Here is a 16,978-nt window from a genome sequence, read left to right as displayed (position 1 = left end):
CAGAGCGGTCAGGCAGTGGGGGGAACTTCCCCTCCCTGTCCTTCCGCAGCTTAGTCCCGCAAGCGGGGACCGCTCATTCCAACTGCCGACACCGTCGATGGCCTCCTGACCCCGCTCACGCCGACATCTGCTCCAACCCGATGGTGCGAGACGATGTTCCCGCAGGCCAGGCAGTTACCCCCTTCGCCAGTACGCCCATGGCGAACGGGAGACGTCCCGCCCTGCGTGTCGCCCCCTCCCACTAGGGATGTCTTACCCGCTGCTACGGACAGTCCATGCCGAGTGCACGGGTTCCCTCCGCTACGGGCGAACAACCTTGCGCCTCCCCGCACCCCCGCACGCCCCCTTGTTCGACACCCCCCGCTTACACATGAGCACCCAGCGTAACCCGGAGGGCGTCCGGACGTTGCGTCGGGCATGGCTCGGACCGTCGCTCCCTCAGTGCCGTCCCCCCGTCGGCCGCTCACGCCGAGCGACGACGAGGTGCGGCTCTGGTACGAGAACGCGCTGGGGTGGCCCACGGCGCCCGGGATGCCGGTGCGACTGGCGGTGGGGGTGCGCTTCGACGTCCTGGACGTACCCGCGGAGGCGGGGTGCGCGGCGCTGGAGCGCCTGGGGCGCTCGGGAGGGCTCGGGCGGGGGTTCCCGGTGGCCCTGCGGGAGGGCAGGATGCGGCTGCTGGTGGCGGCGGGCAGCGCGGAGGAGTTGCCGGGGCTGCTGGAGTGGCTGGACTGGGGCGCGCTGGCGCTGGACCTGGTGGCGGTCGGCGCGGGAGGTCTCATGGACGCTCCCTGGCCCCCTGGCGCCGATGCCGGTGGTGACACCGGCGGTGATGCCGGTCCCGCCGCCCGGCCGCTCCCCCTGGGCCGTGACGGATCGCAGGGGGCCGCCGTGTGGCTGCGGCCCCCCGAGCCGGGACGCGAGGCCGAGGCCTCACTGCCGACGCTGTCGGCGATGGGCACGAGGGGTGGTGCGAGGGGGGACCGGGACGTCCCCCCGGATCTCGTGCGACTGGTGAACACGGTGGCTACACAGGTCCACCGGGTCCGGCTGCGGCGTGCGTGCGCCGCCGTACGGGCCGACGGTCAGCCGTTGGCCTTCTCGTAGGCCTCGCGGATGGACGCGGGGACACGGCCGCGGTCGTTGACCTCGTAGCCGTTCTCCTTCGCCCACGCGCGGATGGCCGCGGTGTCCTGACTGCCACCGGAAGTGGCACGCGCCTTTCCGCGCCCGCCCGAAGCACGGCCTCCGGTACGACGACCGCCCTTCACGTAAGGATCGAGAAGGCCGCGGAGCTTGTCCGCATTGGCGGTGGTGAGATCGATCTCGTACGTCTTGCCGTCCAACGCGAACGTCACGGTCTCGTCCGCCTCGCCGCCGTCGAGGTCGTCGACAAGAAGGACCTGAACCTTCTGTGCCACCGGATTTCCTTTCATCGATAACTTGAGGGCCGGGGTGTGCCGGCGTCCGCCGTATCGCCGCCCCTTGTTATATCCAGTACTGCAGTACTCCGGAAAGCAAACCGCTTTTGCCGTAAAAACACAAACCCCTGGCGGAGACCCACTGCCCGCACCCGGCCCGGAAACATGCGCGTTTCGGACATAGGGCACCGCTCGCAGATCACAGATGCAGAAGCATCCGGCTGTTGCCCAAGGTGTTCGGTTTCACGCGTTCGAGGCCGAGGAACTCCGCGACCCCCTCGTCATAGGAGCGCAGCAACTCCGCGTACACATCGGTGTCGACGGGTGTCTCACCGATCTCCACGAAGCCGTGCTTGCCGAAGAAGTCCACTTCGAAGGTCAGGCAGAATACGCGCCGAACACCGAGCCAGCGGGCGGTCTCCAGCAACTTCTCCAGCAACCGGTGTCCGACGCCCGCGCCCTTCAGGCCCGGCTTCACGGCGAGAGTGCGGACTTCCGCGAGGTCTTCCCACATCACGTGCAGGGCGCCGCAGCCGACCACCTCCGCGTTGTCGTCCCGTTCCGCGACCCAGAACTCCTGGATGTCCTCGTAAAGCGTCACCGTTGCTTTGTCGAGCAGGATGCGCCCGCGGACGTAGGCGTCAAGGAGCCGGCGTACGGCGGGGACATCGCTGGTACGGGCCCGTCGGACCGTGATGGCTTTTGCGGGGACTTCGGGGCTGTCTTCGGGGCTGTCTGCGGACATGGGCGGACGCTATCGTCCGCTCCGGCCCTCTGCTGAGCCGGGGTTCTCGTCGGCGGGGGTTTCCGGGAGCTGGACGATGCGGACCGCGTCGGTGAGAGCCTGGCGCTGTTCCTCGCTCATCATGCCGAAGAACGCGACGAGAGCGGCGGCGGCGTTGTCGCTCTGCGACCACGCTTCGTTCATCAGCGCGGCGGCGTAGGCGGCGCGAGTGGAGACCGCCTCATATCGATAGGCCCTGCCTTCCGCCTCTCGGCGCACCCAGCCCTTCTGATGGAGATTGTCCAAAACGGTCATCACCGTGGTGTACGCGATGGACCGTTCCTTCTGAAGATCTTCCAGGACTTCCCGAACGGTCACCGGGCGGTTCCACTTCCACACCCGCGTCATGACCGCGTCTTCGAGTTCTCCCAATGGGCGAGGCACAACTCAGAACAATAGTGGTGAATCCCGGTAATGGCGTGCCGGACAGGCGTGATCGTCGGCAAACGTGAACAAAAAGGGCGTACGACCTTGGGTCGTACGCCGGGGCGGCTGGGGTCGGACCGGTCAGGCTTCGGTCTTGGGGGCGGGCTGGGAGCCCCGCACCCGCGCGAGGGCCGCGTCGACCGCGGCGTCCTCCTTGGTCTTGTTGGCGCCGCCCTGGGTCTTCACGATCACCCGGATCACGCCGATGAAGAGGACGGCCATGACGGCCGGGGGGAGGAGCGCGGAGACGTAGTCCATGGGTCCAGGGTAGGGCAGCGGGGGTCGTCAGCCGGCGGCCAGGTGCTGGTCCGGCGGGGGTGGGGTGGGTTTGCGCCGGGGGAAGACCTCGCCGGGGGTGGGGATGGGGCGGGCGGGGTCGGGTGCGGGGGTGGGAGTGGGGTTCGGGGCTGGGCGGGGGGTGGCGGGTGGCTTCCGGGCCGGTTCCTGCTTCTTCTGCGGGTCCTCGGTGGCCGCGCGGCCTCCGGGGAGGGCCAGGAGGAAGGTGCGTCGGCAGTGGCGCAGGAGGGCGGCGGCGGTGGGGTTGCCGCGCAGGGCCCGGAGGGCGGCCAGGTCGTCGGGGCGGGGACGGTATCCGGCGCCCAGCGCCTCCTCCAGGAGCGTGAGGTAGCCGGCGGCGGTGCCGGGGAGGGCGGCGCGGTAACGGCCGAGGTCGGCCAGGAGGAAGGCGCGCAGCCGGGCACTTTCCCGCGTCGCCTCGTCGAGGTCCGTGACGAGGCGGAGGCAGTCCTGGAGGTCGTCGGCCGAGGCGGGAGTGGGGGTGGGGCACAGGGCGAGGGCGAGAGCGCGGCGGAGCACGCGCAGCTCCTCCGCGCCGAACGCCATGCCGCCGCGGGGTCCGTAGGGCGTGGGCATGCTGCGACGATACGCGCTAATCAGACAAACACCGCGTATGGGGCAGGTGTGGCGCGGGTCGCCACCCGGGTGGGCGGGACACCGCCCCCCGCACCCCTGCCGCTCCCCGCACCCCTGCCGCTCCCGCCGTCCCTGCCGCTCCCGCGGGCAGTCGTGCCGCTGGGGCGGCACGGGTGGGCGCGACGGCACCCCGTCAGCGCCGGGCTGCGCGACCAACCCCCGGCCCACACCAACACAGGGCACCCCGTACCGCGCCGGCCGCGTGAACCCGGCGCCGGGCCACAACAGCGAGGGGCACCCGTACGGCACCGAGCCGCACAGCCACCCGCGCGCGTCACAGACGCGACACGTTCCGTTCGTACACCAGGCGCAGCCCGATCAGCGTCAGCCACGGCTCGTGCTCGTCGATGACCGAGCTCTCGCCCAGCACCATCGGCGCCAGACCGCCCGTCGCGATGACCGTCACGTCCTCGGGATCGTCCGCCAGCTCGCGGGCCATCCGATTGACCACACCATCGACCTGACCGGCGAATCCGTAGATGATGCCGGACTGCATCGCCTCGACCGTGTTCTTGCCGATCACACTGCGCGGACGCGCCACCTCGATCTTCCGCAGCTGCGCACCGCGGACGCCGAGCGCCTCGACGGAGATCTCGATGCCGGGGGCGATGACCCCGCCGACGTACTCCCCCCGCGCGGAGACCGCGTCGAACGTCGTCGCCGTGCCGAAGTCGACGACGATCGCCGGACCGCCGTAGAGGTCGACCGCCGCGACCGAGTTGATGATGCGGTCCGCGCCGACCTCCTTGGGGTTGTCGGTGAGGATCGGCACCCCCGTCTTCACGCCCGGTTCCACCAGCACCGCCGGCACGTCGCCGTAGTAGCGGCGCGTGACCTCGCGGAGTTCGTGCAGGACGGACGGGACCGTCGCGCAGATCGCGATGCCGTCGATGCCGTCGCCCAGCTCGTCGCCCAGCAGCGGGTGCATGCCCATCAGGCCCTGCAGGAGGACCGCGAGTTCGTCGGCCGTGCGGCGCGCGTCCGTGGAGATGCGCCAGTGTTCGACGATGTCGTCGCCGTCGAAGAGGCCCAGGACGGTGTGCGTGTTGCCCACGTCGATCGTCAGCAGCATGGCCGGTCCTACTCCGCCGCTCGCAGGTCGAGGCCGATGTCGAGGATCGGCGAGGAGTGGGTGAGGGCGCCCACCGCCAGGTAGTCGACGCCCGTGTCCGCGTACGCCTTCGCGTTGGTGAGGGTGAGGCGGCCGGAGGCCTCCAGGGCGGCGCGGCCGTCGACGAGGGCCACCGCCTCCTCGCACTCGCCGGGCGTGAAGTTGTCCAGCAGGATCAGGTCGGCGCCGGCGTCCAGGACCTCGCGGAGCTGGTGCAGGGTGTCGACCTCGACCTCGATCGGGACGTCGGGGAAGCGCTCGCGGACCGCGTTGAAGGCCTCGGCGACACCGCCTGCGGCCACCACGTGGTTGTCCTTGACCAGGGCCGCGTCCGAGAGGGACATGCGGTGGTTGACGCCGCCGCCGCAGCGCACGGCGAACTTCTCCAGGCTGCGCAGGCCGGGGGTCGTCTTGCGGGTGTCGCGGACCTTCGCCCTGGTGCCCTCCAGGGTGTCCGCCCACGCGCGCGTGGCGGTCGCGATGCCCGACAGGCGGCACAGGAGGTTCAGGGCGCTGCGCTCCGCGGTGAGGATGTCTCGGGTGCGGGTCGTGACGGAGAGCAGGGTCTGGCCCGCCTCCACGCGGTCACCGTCCTCCGCGTGGCGTTCGACCTCGAACTCCTCCGCGCAGACGACCGACATGACCGCCTCGGCGATCCTCAGGCCCGCCACGGTGCCCGCCTCCCGCGCGGTGAAGTCGGCGGTGGCGACGGCGTCCTCCGGGATGGTCGCGACCGTCGTCACGTCCACGCCGTGGGCCAGGTCCTCCTGGAGGGCGACGTTCGCGATGTCCTCGACCTCGACGGGGTCGAGGCCCGCGTCGGCCAGGAGCTGGGCGAGCGCGGGGTCGAGGCCGCACTCCAGATAGGTCTCCTCGTCGGCGCCGCAGGCGCAGCCGTCGCCACAGCCGCCGGAGGGAACGAGGGGAAGGTCGGGGGTGGTCACTGCTGTCACTGCTCCTGGGCCTGGGTGAAGGTCGGGGGGAAGTCTGTGGTGTCGGTGGTGTGCGCCGCCAGCGATCGGTCCGGATTCAGCCGTACGACGATGTGGCGGCGCCAGGTCGTGTCGTCGCGCTCGGGACGGTCCTCGCGCCAGTGGCAGCCGCGGGTCTCCTCGCGCCGCTGCGCGGCGGCGACCAGGACGCGGGCCACGCACAGGAGGTTGGTGGCCTCCCAGGTGTCGACGCCGGGCTCGGCGGTCTTGCCGTTCTCGTCGAGGGCGTCGCGCGCGTCGGCGTGGAGCCGGTGGAGACGGTCGGCGGCCTGGGAGAGGGAGTCCTCGGAGCGGAGTACGCCTGCTCCCCGGCTCATGATCCGCTGGACGGTGAAGCGGGCCTCCGGGGGGAGGAGGGGGTAGGCGGGGCGCTCCGTGACGGGGAGCGGTTGCGGCACGCGCGCGTGGAGGGTGTTTCCGGCGCGCGCGATGTCGGCGGCGATGCGCTCGGCGTAGACCAGGCCCTCGAGGAGGGAATTGGAGGCGAGGCGGTTGGCGCCGTGCACGCCGGTGCAGGCGACCTCGCCGCACGCGTACAGGCCGGGCACGGTGGTGCGGCCGTGGGAGTCGGTGCGGACGCCGCCGGAGGCGTAGTGGGCGGCCGGGGCGACCGGGACGGGCTCGGTCACCGGGTCGATGCCGTGCGCGCGGCAGGCGGCGAGGATCGTGGGGAAGCGGTGTTCCCACATCTCGGCGCCGAAGTGGCGGGCGTCGAGGTACATGTGCTCGGCGTCCTGCTCCCGCATGCGGCGCATGATGCCCTTGGCGACGATGTCCCGGGGCGCGAGTTCGGCGAGTTCGTGCTGCCCCTGCATGAAGCGCACGCCGTCGGCGTCCACCAGGTGGGCGCCCTCGCCGCGTACCGCCTCGGAGACCAGCGGCTGCTGGCCCTCCGCCTCGGGCCCGAGGAAGAGCACCGTCGGGTGGAACTGGACGAATTCGAGGTCGCTCACCTCGGCGCCCGCGCGGAGGGCGAGGGCCACGCCGTCGCCCGTGGAGACGGCGGGGTTCGTGGTCGCCGAGAAGACCTGGCCCATGCCGCCGGTCGCCAGGACCACGGCGGGCGCGTGGACGGCGCCCACGCCGTCGTGCTGGCCCTCCCCCATGACGTGCAGGGTGACGCCGGCGGTGCGGCCGTCGGCGTCGGTGAGGAGGTCGAGGACGAGGGCGTTCTCGATGGTGCGCATCCCGCGTGCGCGGACCGCCTCGACGAGGGCGCGGGAGATCTCCGCGCCGGTGGCGTCGCCGCCCGCGTGGGCGATGCGTCGGCGGTGGTGGCCCCCCTCGCGGGTGAGTTCCAGGCCGCCGTCGGTCGACTCGTCGAAGTGCGCGCCGGTCGCGATGAGGCGGCGTACGGCGTCGGGCCCCTCGGTGACGAGGATGCGGACCGCCTCCTCGTCGCACAGGCCCGCGCCGGCGACCAGTGTGTCGTCCAGGTGCTGCTCGGGGGTGTCGCCCTCGCCGAGGGCCGCGGCGATGCCGCCCTGGGCCCAACGGGTGGAGCCGTCGTCGAGGCGGGCCTTGGTGACGACCACCGTCGTCAGGCCGGCGGCCTCGCAGCGCAGGGCGGCGGTGAGGCCGGCGACGCCGGAACCGACGACCACGACGTCCGCGTCGATGGACCACCCGGGCGCGGGCGCGTGCAGTCGTATGCCTGTGCTGGTCACGAGGCGGCTCCGAAGGTTCCGAAGGTCAGGGGGATGTTGTCGATCAGGCGGGTGGTGCCCACGCGGGCGGCCACGGCGAGGACGGCCTCTCCGGTGAAGTCGTCGCCGATCTCGGTGAAGTCGGACGGGTCGACCAGGGCCAGGTAGTCCAGGGTGAGGGGCGGCGTGAGGCGGGCGGCCTCGTCGAGGACCAGGCGGGCGGCGGCGCGGACGGCCACCGGGCCGCCGGCGGTCATGGCGACGGCGTGCGCGTCGGCCGCCGCGCGGGACTCCCCTATGGCGCTGAGCGCCTCGGCACGCGCGCGCGTGGAGGGCACCTCACTCGCACGCGCGCGCAGCGCCTGCTGGGCGGCGTGCCGGTCGCGGCCCGCGAACAGGGCCTGGGACAGGGCGAGCGCGGTGCGCCGCTCGGCGGGCGAGAGGTAGCGGTTGCGGCTGGACAGGGCGAGCCCGTCCACCTCGCGGACGGTGGGGACGCCGACGATCTCGACGCCGAAGTTCAGGTCCCGCACCATGCGGCGGATCAGGGCGAGCTGCTGGGCGTCCTTCTGGCCGTACAGCGCGATGTCGGGGCGGGTGAGGTGGAGCAGTTTGGCGACGACGGTGAGCATGCCGTCGAAGTGGCCGGGGCGGGCGGCGCCCTCCAGGCGTTCGCCCATGGGGCCGGCCGTGACGCGGACCTGGGGTTCGCCGCCCGGGTAGACCTCGTCCACGGACGGGGCGAAGACGGCGTCGGCACCCGCCTGCTCGGCGAGCTCGATGTCGGCGTCCAGGGTGCGCGGATAGCGGTCCAGGTCCTCGCCCGCGCCGAACTGCAGCGGGTTGACGAAGACGGTGACCACGACCTCGCCGTCGGGGCCGGCGATCCCCCGCGCGGTGCGGATCAGCGTGGCGTGGCCCTCGTGCAGGGCACCCATGGTCATCACGACGGCGCGGCGGCCGGTACGCGCGCGTGCGTGCAGTTCGGCGGCGGTGCGCAGCAGGGTGGCGGTCATCGGGTGACTCCGTTCCGGGACGCGCGCGTCGTCGCGGGAGTGGGGTGGGCGGGGTGTCGGGGCGTGCCGCTCATCGGTCCTCCCCCGGGGTGCTTCCGGTGCCGTCGGTGCCCGTGGCTCCGCCGGTCCCGCCGGTTCCGTCGGCGAGTACTCCGAGGAGGTCCTCGGCGAGCTCGGGCTTCAGCAGGCCGTGGGCGAGGGCGCGGTCGGCGGTCGCGCGGGCCATCGCCAGGTAGCCGGCGACGGCCCCCGGGGCGTGCCGGCGCAGCTCGGTGACGTGCGCGGCGACCGTGCCCGCGTCGCCGCGCGCGACCGGGCCGGTGAGGGCCGCGTCGCCGGAGCGCAGGGCGTTGTCCAGGGCGGCGCCGAGCAGCGGGCCGAGCATCCGGTCGGGGGCCTCGACACCGGCGGTGCGCAGCAGTTCCAGGGACTGGGCGACCAGGGTGACCAGGTGGTTGGCGCCCAGGGCGAGGGCCGCGTGGTAGAGCGGGCGGTTCTCCTCGGCGATCCATTCCGGCTCGCCGCCCATCTCGACGACGAGGGCCTCGGCGGCCAGCCGCAGCTCCTCGGGGGCGGTGACGCCGAAGGAGCACCCGGCGAGGCGCTGCACGTCGACGGAGGTGCCGGTGAACGTCATCGCCGGGTGCAGGGCGAGCGGCAGCGCGCCGGCCCGCAGGGCGGGGTCGAGCACCTTCGCGCCGTACCGACCGGAGGTGTGCACCAGTAGCTGGCCCGGCCGCACCGCGCCGGTGTCGGCGAGTCCGGAGACCAGCTCGGGCAGGGCGTCGTCCGGGACGGTCAGCAGGACCAGCTCGGACCGCTGGAGGACCTCGGCGGGCGGCACCACCGGCACGTCGGGGAGCATCCGCTCGGCGCGTCTGCGGGAGGCGTCGGAGACGGCGGAGACGGCCACCGGGCGGTGCCCGGCGAGCCGGAGGGACGCGGCCAGGGCGGGGCCCACGCGTCCGGCGCCGACGACGCCGACGGTGAGCCGCGCGGGGCGGTCCCGGGGATCTGGCTGTGGGGTTGTGTTCACGCGACGGGGGCCTTCCCGTTCCAGTCCGCTCGGGGTACCGGACGATTTCTCGTCATGTTAACGCGATCGGTTCCGGGGACGGTCGGTTGTCCACAGGCTGTGGGTTTCCGTGCGCCGTAGTGGCACACGCGCGTGCGGAAATGAGGGTGCCCGCGCGGGTGGGGGCGCGGCATGATCGCGCGCATGAGTGATACGGACGGCATGAGTGACCCCACGGCGTTGCGGAAGCGGCGGATCGCCGCCTGGCGCGCCGCCCCGCGTGTGCTCGCGCGCCTCGACTTCCTCGCCCCCCTCTCGGAGCGGCTGACCCTGCTGGAGGCGGCGGGGAGCGTGTACGACCTCGACGAGACGTCCGACATCTACGGCAACGGCGTCGTCGAGGCCCTGGAGAAGCGGGTCGCCGGTCTGCTCGGCACCGAGGCCGCCGCGTTCTTCCCGACCGGCACGATGGCCCAGCAGGTGGCGCTGCGCTGCTGGGCCGGCCGCACCGGCGACCCGGCGGTCGCGCTGCATCCGCTCAGCCACCCGGAGGTGTACGAGCGGAACGCGTTCAGCCAGGTCAGCGGGTTGCGGCCGGTGCGGATGACGAGCGAGCCCCGGCTGCCCACCGCCGAGGAGGTCCGCGACTTCGAGGAGCCCTTCGGGGCACTGATGCTGGAGCTGCCGCTCAGGGACGCCGGTTTCGTGCTGCCCACGTGGGAGGAGCTGACCGAGGTGGTGGCCGCCGCGCGGGAACGCGAGGCGGTCGTGCACTTCGACGGGGCCCGGCTGTGGGAGTGCACCGAGCACTTCGGCCGGCCGCTGGAGGAGATCGCGGGCCTCGCGGACAGCGTCTACGTGTCGTTCTACAAGTCCCTCGACGCCTATGGCGGCGCCGCCCTCGCCGGTCCCGCGAGCCTGGTCGAGGAGGCGCGGTCCTGGCGGCACCGGTACGGGGGCAACGTGTTCCAGCAGTTCCCGACCGCGCTGTCGGCGTTGATCGGTCTGGAGCGGGAGCTGCCACGGCTGCCGGAGTACGTCCGGCACGCGCGCGTGGTGGCCGCCGCGCTGCGGGAGGGGCTGGAAGCAGGGGGGCTGCCCTGGTTCCGCGTCCACCCCGAGGTGCCGCACACCCATGACTTCCAGGTGTGGCTGCCGTACGACGCGGATGTCGTCGCCGAGGTGGCGATCCGGGCGGCCGAGGAGACGGGAACGGTGCTTTTCGCCAACCACTGGGACCCGAAGGGGCCGGGGTTGTCCTTCGCGGAGGTGTACGTGCGTTCCGCGGGGCTGGAGTGGACGGCCGAGGACGTACGCGCGGCGGCGGTGGAGTTCGCGCGGCGGCTGCTCCGGGTCTGAGGGTTTCTTCGCCCCCGCCGCCCCTTCCCGTCCCGAATCTGGGGCTCCGCCCCAGACGCCGCTCCTCAAACGCTGCAGATGCCGACATTTAGCCCCTCCGGCGTTTGAGGAGCGGAGGTTCCGGGGGCAGCGCCCCCGGGGGACGGGAACGGGAAGGGGCGGCGGGGGCGAGAATCCCTGCATCATGTGGGCATGAGCGTGAGTATCGACATCGCGGGGCTGCGGCCGGAGAGGGTCGCCGTCGTGCCCTCACCCTTGGCCGAGCTCGGCATGGCGCTGCACGCGCTGTCCGAGCCGGGGCACCACCCGGGGCTCCAGGGCTGGGTGGCGGGCGTGACCGCGCGGCTGGACCCGCATCTCGCGGACCGGATGTGCGAGGCCGACTTCCTGTGGCGCACGACGTTCTCGGACCTGTTCCTGCCGAGCGCCGGCATACCGGGCCGCACGACGCTCCCGGGCGGGACCCTCACCGAGGAACTGGACCTGCTGGACAAGCTGTCCGACGAGCAGTTCGTGGACGCCGCCCTGGAGTTCACCTGCGCGCTCCCCTACGGCGCTCCGGGCGCGGGCCCGCTCACCGACGAAGAACTGCGGCGCCGCTCGCTGGAGCTGGCCGCCGCGCGGGGGCCGCGCCAGACTGAGTTCACCGAGCGGCTGCTCGCCGACCCGCCGCGGATCAGGGACTGGCTGCGGCAGTTCCTGCGGGACTGCGACGAGGCGTTCTTCGCCGAGGCGTGGTCCCGGCTGCGGCATCAGCTCGCCGCGGACACCCGTCACAAGACCGACCTGCTCCGGCACAAGGGGCTGGCCGAGGCGCTGGCGGCGGTGTCGCCCGCGGTGACGCTCGACGAGACCGCCGGGCGGATCACCGTCGACAAGCTGGGTGAGGGGCGTACGGCCACGGGCGACGGCGGGCTGCTGCTGATCCCGACCAGTCTCGGCTGGCCGCACCTGATGGTGCTGCACCGGTACGGCTGGCAGCCGGTGCTGCACTACCCGGTCGGCTCCGCCGAGCCGGCCGCCCCGCCGACGGTCGAGCAGCTCGCCCTGCGGATGACCGCGCTGTCCCACCCGGTCCGCATGCGCATGTGCCGCCACCTCGCCCGCAGCGCGTACACCACCGGCGAGCTGGTCCAGGTGCACGGCATGACGGCGCCGGAGATATCCCGGCACCTGAGCGTGCTGAAGAAGGCCGGACTGATCACCACCCGCCGCCGTGGGCGGTACGTGCTGCATCAGTTGGACGTGACGGTGGTGGCCCGGCTCGGCAGCGACTTCCTGGAGGGGATCCTGCGCTGACGGCGCGTACGGCGTCCGTCAGTCGAAGCGGATGTGGCGGATGCCCACGCCCGCCTGCCGCAGCCGGGTCCGCAGCCGGCCCTCGTGGTTGGGGAGCAGCTTCAGCCCGGCCAGGACGGCGATGCGGTCCGCCGTCTTCGGCACCGTGGTGCGGTCCGTCCACAGGTGCTCGGCGAACTCCGGCTCGCTCAGCCGCTCCAGGCAGTGGTCGAGCCGCTGCACCGCCCAGCTCTCCCGGCGCGGCGCCTCCCTCCCCCTCGCGTACCGCACGAGGTGGCCGAAGCCGCGCTCGCGCAGCCGCCGCAGCACCGTCGCGCGCTCGGCGAGGAGGGTGAAGTGGCGTACGTCGTGGCCGAGTTCGCGCAGCCGTCCGACGGTCTCCGCGAAGTGGCCGGAGTCGGTGACGGTCATGGGGGCGATCACCACGCCGTCCTGCTCGGTCAGGGCCAGGTCGAGGACCTCGACGACGCCCTGCCGCCAGGCCCGCAGGTCCTGGAAGTCGCCGCGCAGTCCGGGCGGCAGCATGCGGTGCAGGCCGAACCCGGGGTGCTCCGGGTCGCAGACGACGCTGCCCGGCAGACGGCGTTGGATCTCGTGTGCGGTCTGTGTCTTGCCGCCCCCGAAGGGCCCGTTGATCCACAGCAGCATGCGCGCACCCTACCGGCGCGCGGCCGTCCGTTCAGCCGTGTCCGCCGGCCCGTACCAGACCCGTCTCGTAGGCGAGGACGACCACCTGCACCCGGTCCCGCAGGCCCAGCTTGGTCAGGATGCGGCCCACGTGGGTCTTCACGGTCGCCTCGGACAGCACCAGCCGGGCCGCGATCTCGCCGTTGGACAGGCCCTGCGCGACCAGCACCATGACCTCCCGCTCGCGCTCGGTGAGGCGTTCCAGCTCCTTGTGCTCGGGCTGCTTGCCCGTGCTGGGCAGCATCGGCGCGAACCGGTCCAGGAGCCGGCGGGTGGTGGACGGGGCGACCACGGCGTCGCCGCTGTGCACCGCGCGGATCGCGGCGAGCAGTTCACCCGGCGGCACGTCCTTGAGCATGAAGCCGGAGGCGCCCGCCTTGAGCCCGGAGAAGGCGTACTCGTCGAGGTCGAAGGTGGTGAGGATCAGCACCTTCGGCGGGTCGGTGTCCGCGCAGATCCGGCGGGTCGTCTCCACGCCGTCGAGCTTGGGCATGCGGACGTCCATCAGCACCACGTCGACGGCGGTGGACCGCAGCACCTCCAGGGCCTCGACGCCGTTGCCCGCCTCCGCCACGACGTCCATGTCCGGCTGGGCGGCGAGCACCATCCGGAACCCGGTGCGCAGCAGCACCTGGTCGTCGACGAGCATCACGCGGATCGTCATCGGGGCCTCTTCCATTCGGTCGTCAAGTCGTCGCAGGGGGTGTGACAGGTGTCAACAGGGGGCGTGCGCGGGCGTCAATGCGCGGGTTTGAGCGGCAGCAGCACACTGATGCGGAATCCTCCGCCGGGGCGCGGGCCCGCGTCCAGGGTGCCGCCGACCATACCGACCCGCTCGCGCATGCCGATCAGGCCGTGGCCCTGCCCGTCGAAGCCGCCCTCCTCGTACAGCTCGTGCGGGGCGCCCTTGCCGTCGTCCTCCACGAGGAGGCCGAGACCGTCGTCGAAGTACACCAGGCGCACGCTGGCACCCACGTCGGAGCCCCCGTGCTTGCGGGTGTTGGTGAGCGCCTCCTGCACGATGCGGTACGCGGTGAGCTCGACGCCGCTGGGCAGCGGGCGCGGGGTGCCCTCGACCTTGAAGTCCACCGGCAGTCCCGACCCCCGGCACTGCTCGACGAGGTCCTCTATCTGCTGCACGTCGGGCTGCGGCACGTACTCCCCGGCCTCCTGGTGCTCGCCGGTGCGCAGCACGCCCAGCAGGCGGCGCATCTCGGCGAGGGCCTGGCGGCCGGTGGAGGAGATCGTCTCCAGGGCCTTCTTGGCCTGGTCGGGGGCGGCGTCGAGGACGTAGGCGGCGCCGTCGGCCTGCACCACCATCACCGACACGTTGTGCGCGACGACGTCGTGCAGCTCGCGGGCTATCCGGGCGCGTTCGGCGGCGACCGCGACCTTGGCCTGCGCCTCGCGCTCCTTCTCCAGCCGGGCGGCCCGCTCCTCCAGCTGCGCGAAGTACGCGCGGCGGGTGCGGATGGAGTCGCCGAGCACCCAGGCGAGGGCGAACGGCACGGCCTGGAAGATCATTATGGCGATGTTCTGCGCCGTGCCCGCCTCGTGGTCGGGCCAGCGCAACTGCGCCAGCGGAGCCGCGACCAGCGCGGCGGTCAGCGCGAGTCGGGAGGCCCAGCGCGCGCCGACCGCCGCGACCGTGTAGACGATCACCAGCAGGGCGAAGTCGGCGGGCATCGTCGCCACGTCCGCGATCAGCTGCCCCAGGCCCACGGCGAGGGCGAGGACCAGCATCCGTTCGGGCATCCGGCGGCGCAGCGCGACGACCAGCGACAGCAGCAGCATGACGGGCACCGTGAGGGCGGGCAGGTCCGTCCCCCGGGCCTCCTCCATGCTCGCTCCGCCGATCACCGAAATTCCGAAGAGGACCACGGCCCAGAAGCCGTCGACCCACGTCGGGTGTCTGCGGAGGAAGTCATAGAGGCGCTGCACGTAACCCAGCGTAGGGAAGCGAAATGCGTGCAGGGGTCAACCGGAGGGCCGATCCCCGGTCGGCACGTGTACTCCGCAAGGTGGAGGCCCGGCATATCCGCGCGCTTAACCTGGGCCGGTGACGACGGCGACGGCGGGGGTGTGGAACCGGTGACGGCAGGGGCTGTGGAGGGCGGCGGCCCGCGGGGCTGGCGGGCGGCGGCCCAGGACGCCCTGTACGGGCCGGACGGCTTCTACCGCGGGTCCGGCGCGGGCCCGGCCGGGCACTTCCGCACGTCCGTGCACGCCTCGCCACTGTTCGCCGACGCCGTCGCGCGGCTGCTGTGCCGGGTCGACGAGGCGCTGGGACGCCCTGCGGTGCTCGGCTTCGTGGACATGGCGGCCGGGCGGGGCGAACTGGTCACCGGTGTCCTCGCCGCGCTGCCCGCCGACGTGGCGCCGCGCGTACGTGCGTACGCCGTCGAGCTCGCCGACCGGCCGGCCGGGCTGGATCACCGGATCGAGTGGCGGGCCGAGCCCCCGGAGGGGATCACGGGACTGCTCTTCGCCAACGAGTGGCTGGACAACGTGCCCGTGGACGTCGCCGAGGTGGACCCGTCGGGCGTACCGCGGCTGGTACTGGTGCGGGAGGACGGGACGGAGCGGCTCGGGGAGCCGGTCGGGGGTGCGGCTGCCGAGTGGCTGGCGCGGTGGTGGCCGTTGGGGGCCGAAGAAGGGCTCCGCGCGGAGATCGGGCTGCCGCGGGACCGGGCCTGGGCGTCGGCCGTCGGCACGCTCGCGCGGGGGCTCGCCGTCGCCGTGGACTACGCGCACACGGCCACCGCGCGGCCACCGTTCGGGACGCTCACGGCGTTCCGGGAGGGGCGGGAGACGACACCCGTGCCGGACGGGACGTGCGACCTCACCGCGCATGTGGCCCTGGACGCGTGCGCCGCGGCCCGCGCGCTCCCCGGCACGCGCCTGCTGACCCAGCGGGACGCCCTGCGCGCTCTGGGCGTCAGCGGCGCACGCCCCCCGCTCACGCTGGCCTCCACCGACCCGGCCGGGTACGTACGCGCCCTCGCGGGCGCCGGGGAAGCCGCCGAACTCACCGCGCCGGGCGGACTCGGCGACTTCGGGTGGCTGGTGCAGCCGGTGGGGGTCGCGGGGGACCTGTTCGCCGCGGGGGACCTATTTGTCGATGTCTCCGACGACGAAGAACAGTGACCCGAGGATCGCCACCATGTCCGCGACCAGCGTCCCCGGCAGCAGCTCGGTGAGCGCCTGGATGTTGTTGTACGACGCCGAGCGCAGCTTCAGCCGGTACGGGGTCTTCTCGCCCTTGCTGACCAGGTAGTAGCCGTTGATGCCGAGCGGGTTCTCGGTCCACGCGTACGTGTGCCCCTCGGGCGCCTTGAGCACCTTCGGGAGCCGCTGGTTGACCGGGCCCGGGGGCAGCTCGGCGAGCCGGTCGAGGCAGGCGTCGGCGAGGTCGAGGGCGTTGTGGGTCTGCTCCAGGAGGCACTCGAAGCGGGCGAGGCAGTCGCCCTCCGCGCGGGTCACCACCTTCAGGACGTCGCCCAGTTCGCCGTAGGCGAGGTACGGCTCGTCGCGGCGCAGGTCGAAGTCGACGCCGGACGCGCGGGCGATCGGCCCGCTCACCCCGTACGCGTGCACCGCCTGAGGCGACAGCACGCCGACGCCGCGCGTGCGGCCGCGGAAGATCTCGTTGCCGAGCACCAGGTCGTCGAAGCGGTCCATGCGGGAGCGCACGTCGGCGACGGCGCCGCGCGCGCGTGCGGTCCATCCCGCCGGGAGGTCCTCCTTGAGGCCGCCCACGCGGTTGAACATGTAGTGCATGCGCCCGCCGGAGACCTCCTCCATGACGTGCTGGAGCTCCTCGCGCTCCCGGAAGGCGTAGAAGATCGGGGTGATGCCGCCCAGTTCCAGCGGGTAGGAGCCGAGGAACATCAGGTGGTTGAGCACCCGGTTCAGCTCCGCGAGCAGTGTGCGCAGCCACACCGCGCGCTCGGGGACCTCCATGCCGAGCATCCGCTCCACGGCGAGGACCACGCCCAGCTCGTTGGAGAACGCCGACAGCCAGTCGTGACGGTTGGCCAGCATGATGATCTGGCGGTAATCGCGGGCCTCGAACAGCTTCTCCGCGCCCCGGTGCATGTAGCCGATCACGGGCTCCGCGCGGACGACGCGCTCGCCGTCCAGGACGAGTTTCAGCCGCAGCACGCCGTGCGTGGACGGGTGCTGGGGCCCGATGTTGAGCACCATGTCGGTGCTCTCCGCCGCGCCGCCGATACCGACCATGGTCTCCGTCGTAGGAGTCATGAACACAGTCTCCCCTACGTACGCTG

Annotated in this window: 18 protein-coding genes; 4 read left to right on the top strand and 14 right to left on the bottom strand. The window is 72.7% G+C overall.

The window, feature by feature from the left end; genetic code table 11:
• The first annotated feature begins 417 nt into the window (after positions 1–417).
• Positions 418–1,107, top strand: coding sequence for an SCO3374 family protein (locus tag AMK33_RS33420; RefSeq protein WP_073936754.1), 690 nt, complete (start codon positions 418–420; stop codon positions 1,105–1,107).
• Here the strand turns inward: AMK33_RS33420 and AMK33_RS33415 are convergent.
• The 10 genes from AMK33_RS33415 to AMK33_RS33375 all read right to left on the bottom strand — a co-directional run bounded on the left by AMK33_RS33415 (position 1,086) and on the right by AMK33_RS33375 (position 9,365).
• Positions 1,086–1,421 carry a histone-like nucleoid-structuring protein Lsr2 gene (locus AMK33_RS33415; protein ID WP_073936753.1) on the bottom strand — a complete coding sequence of 112 codons (336 nt, stop codon included), beginning with the start codon at positions 1,419–1,421 and terminating at the stop codon, positions 1,086–1,088. The genes AMK33_RS33420 and AMK33_RS33415 overlap by 22 nt on opposite strands.
• Positions 1,422–1,620: 199 nt before the next feature.
• Positions 1,621–2,166 (bottom strand): amino-acid N-acetyltransferase, encoded by a 546-nt coding sequence (locus tag AMK33_RS33410; RefSeq protein ID WP_073936752.1) that lies wholly within the window; start codon positions 2,164–2,166, stop codon positions 1,621–1,623.
• Between the two features lie 9 nt (positions 2,167–2,175).
• Positions 2,176–2,553: a BlaI/MecI/CopY family transcriptional regulator gene (locus tag AMK33_RS33405; protein ID WP_030835991.1), complete on the bottom strand. Its 378-nt coding sequence runs from the start codon at positions 2,551–2,553 to the stop codon at positions 2,176–2,178.
• A 159-nt stretch (positions 2,554–2,712) separates the two neighbouring features.
• The gene (locus tag AMK33_RS41835; RefSeq protein ID WP_107425287.1) at positions 2,713–2,889 is read right to left on the bottom strand and encodes a hypothetical protein; all 177 of its coding nucleotides are present in this window, start codon (positions 2,887–2,889) and stop codon (positions 2,713–2,715) included.
• A 27-nt stretch (positions 2,890–2,916) separates the two neighbouring features.
• Entirely contained in the window at positions 2,917–3,504 is a 588-nt protein-coding gene (locus tag AMK33_RS33400; RefSeq protein WP_079195062.1) for a hypothetical protein, read from the bottom strand.
• Positions 3,505–3,838: 334 nt separating this feature from the next.
• Positions 3,839–4,636 (bottom strand): type III pantothenate kinase, encoded by a 798-nt coding sequence (locus AMK33_RS33395; RefSeq protein WP_073936749.1) that lies wholly within the window; start codon positions 4,634–4,636, stop codon positions 3,839–3,841.
• Positions 4,637–4,644: 8 nt separating this feature from the next.
• On the bottom strand, positions 4,645–5,619 hold the full coding sequence (gene nadC / locus AMK33_RS33390; protein WP_073936748.1) for a carboxylating nicotinate-nucleotide diphosphorylase: 975 nt from the start codon (positions 5,617–5,619) through the stop codon (positions 4,645–4,647).
• Positions 5,620–5,624: 5 nt separating this feature from the next.
• Positions 5,625–7,334: an L-aspartate oxidase gene (locus tag AMK33_RS33385; protein WP_073936747.1), complete on the bottom strand. Its 1,710-nt coding sequence runs from the start codon at positions 7,332–7,334 to the stop codon at positions 5,625–5,627.
• Positions 7,331–8,329 carry a pantoate--beta-alanine ligase gene (gene panC / locus AMK33_RS33380; protein ID WP_073936746.1) on the bottom strand — a complete coding sequence of 333 codons (999 nt, stop codon included), beginning with the start codon at positions 8,327–8,329 and terminating at the stop codon, positions 7,331–7,333. Before panC ends, AMK33_RS33385 begins: the two co-directional genes overlap by 4 nt.
• A gap of 70 nt (positions 8,330–8,399) precedes the next feature.
• Entirely contained in the window at positions 8,400–9,365 is a 966-nt protein-coding gene (locus tag AMK33_RS33375; protein ID WP_073936745.1) for a Rossmann-like and DUF2520 domain-containing protein, read from the bottom strand.
• 171 nt (positions 9,366–9,536) lie between these two features.
• Between AMK33_RS33375 and AMK33_RS33370 the strand changes: the two genes are divergently transcribed.
• Both AMK33_RS33370 and AMK33_RS33365 read left to right on the top strand, forming a co-directional pair.
• A complete protein-coding gene (locus AMK33_RS33370) occupies positions 9,537–10,703 on the top strand; it encodes a threonine aldolase family protein (protein WP_073936744.1) in 1,167 nt (388 codons plus the stop codon).
• Positions 10,704–10,895: 192 nt separating this feature from the next.
• Positions 10,896–12,002 (top strand): DUF5937 family protein, encoded by a 1,107-nt coding sequence (locus AMK33_RS33365; protein WP_073936797.1) that lies wholly within the window; start codon positions 10,896–10,898, stop codon positions 12,000–12,002.
• An 18-nt stretch (positions 12,003–12,020) separates the two neighbouring features.
• Here AMK33_RS33365 and AMK33_RS33360 read toward each other — a convergent pair whose 3' ends face one another.
• The 3 genes from AMK33_RS33360 to AMK33_RS33350 form a co-directional block, all read right to left on the bottom strand.
• Complete coding sequence (locus tag AMK33_RS33360) at positions 12,021–12,650, bottom strand: AAA family ATPase (RefSeq protein WP_073936743.1); 630 nt, start codon at positions 12,648–12,650, stop codon at positions 12,021–12,023.
• A 31-nt stretch (positions 12,651–12,681) separates the two neighbouring features.
• Positions 12,682–13,353, bottom strand: a complete 672-nt coding sequence (locus AMK33_RS33355) for a response regulator (protein WP_073936742.1) — start codon at positions 13,351–13,353, stop codon at positions 12,682–12,684.
• A 74-nt stretch (positions 13,354–13,427) separates the two neighbouring features.
• Complete coding sequence (locus AMK33_RS33350; protein WP_073936741.1) at positions 13,428–14,630, bottom strand: sensor histidine kinase; 1,203 nt, start codon at positions 14,628–14,630, stop codon at positions 13,428–13,430.
• A 150-nt stretch (positions 14,631–14,780) separates the two neighbouring features.
• Between AMK33_RS33350 and AMK33_RS33345 the strand changes: the two genes are divergently transcribed.
• Positions 14,781–15,836, top strand: coding sequence for an SAM-dependent methyltransferase (locus AMK33_RS33345; protein WP_235618268.1), 1,056 nt, complete (start codon positions 14,781–14,783; stop codon positions 15,834–15,836).
• Here the strand turns inward: AMK33_RS33345 and AMK33_RS33340 are convergent.
• Positions 15,801–16,952, bottom strand: a complete 1,152-nt coding sequence (locus AMK33_RS33340; RefSeq protein WP_073936739.1) for an NADH-quinone oxidoreductase subunit D — start codon at positions 16,950–16,952, stop codon at positions 15,801–15,803. The genes AMK33_RS33345 and AMK33_RS33340 overlap by 36 nt on opposite strands.
• Positions 16,953–16,978: the final 26 nt, after the last annotated feature.

The sequence above is a fragment of the Streptomyces sp. CB02400 genome (genome assembly GCF_001905725.1).
Lineage (GTDB): Bacteria > Actinomycetota > Actinomycetes > Streptomycetales > Streptomycetaceae > Streptomyces > Streptomyces atrovirens.
Note: the sequence above shows the minus strand (reverse complement) of the source record. Positions and strands in the feature narration are given on the sequence as shown.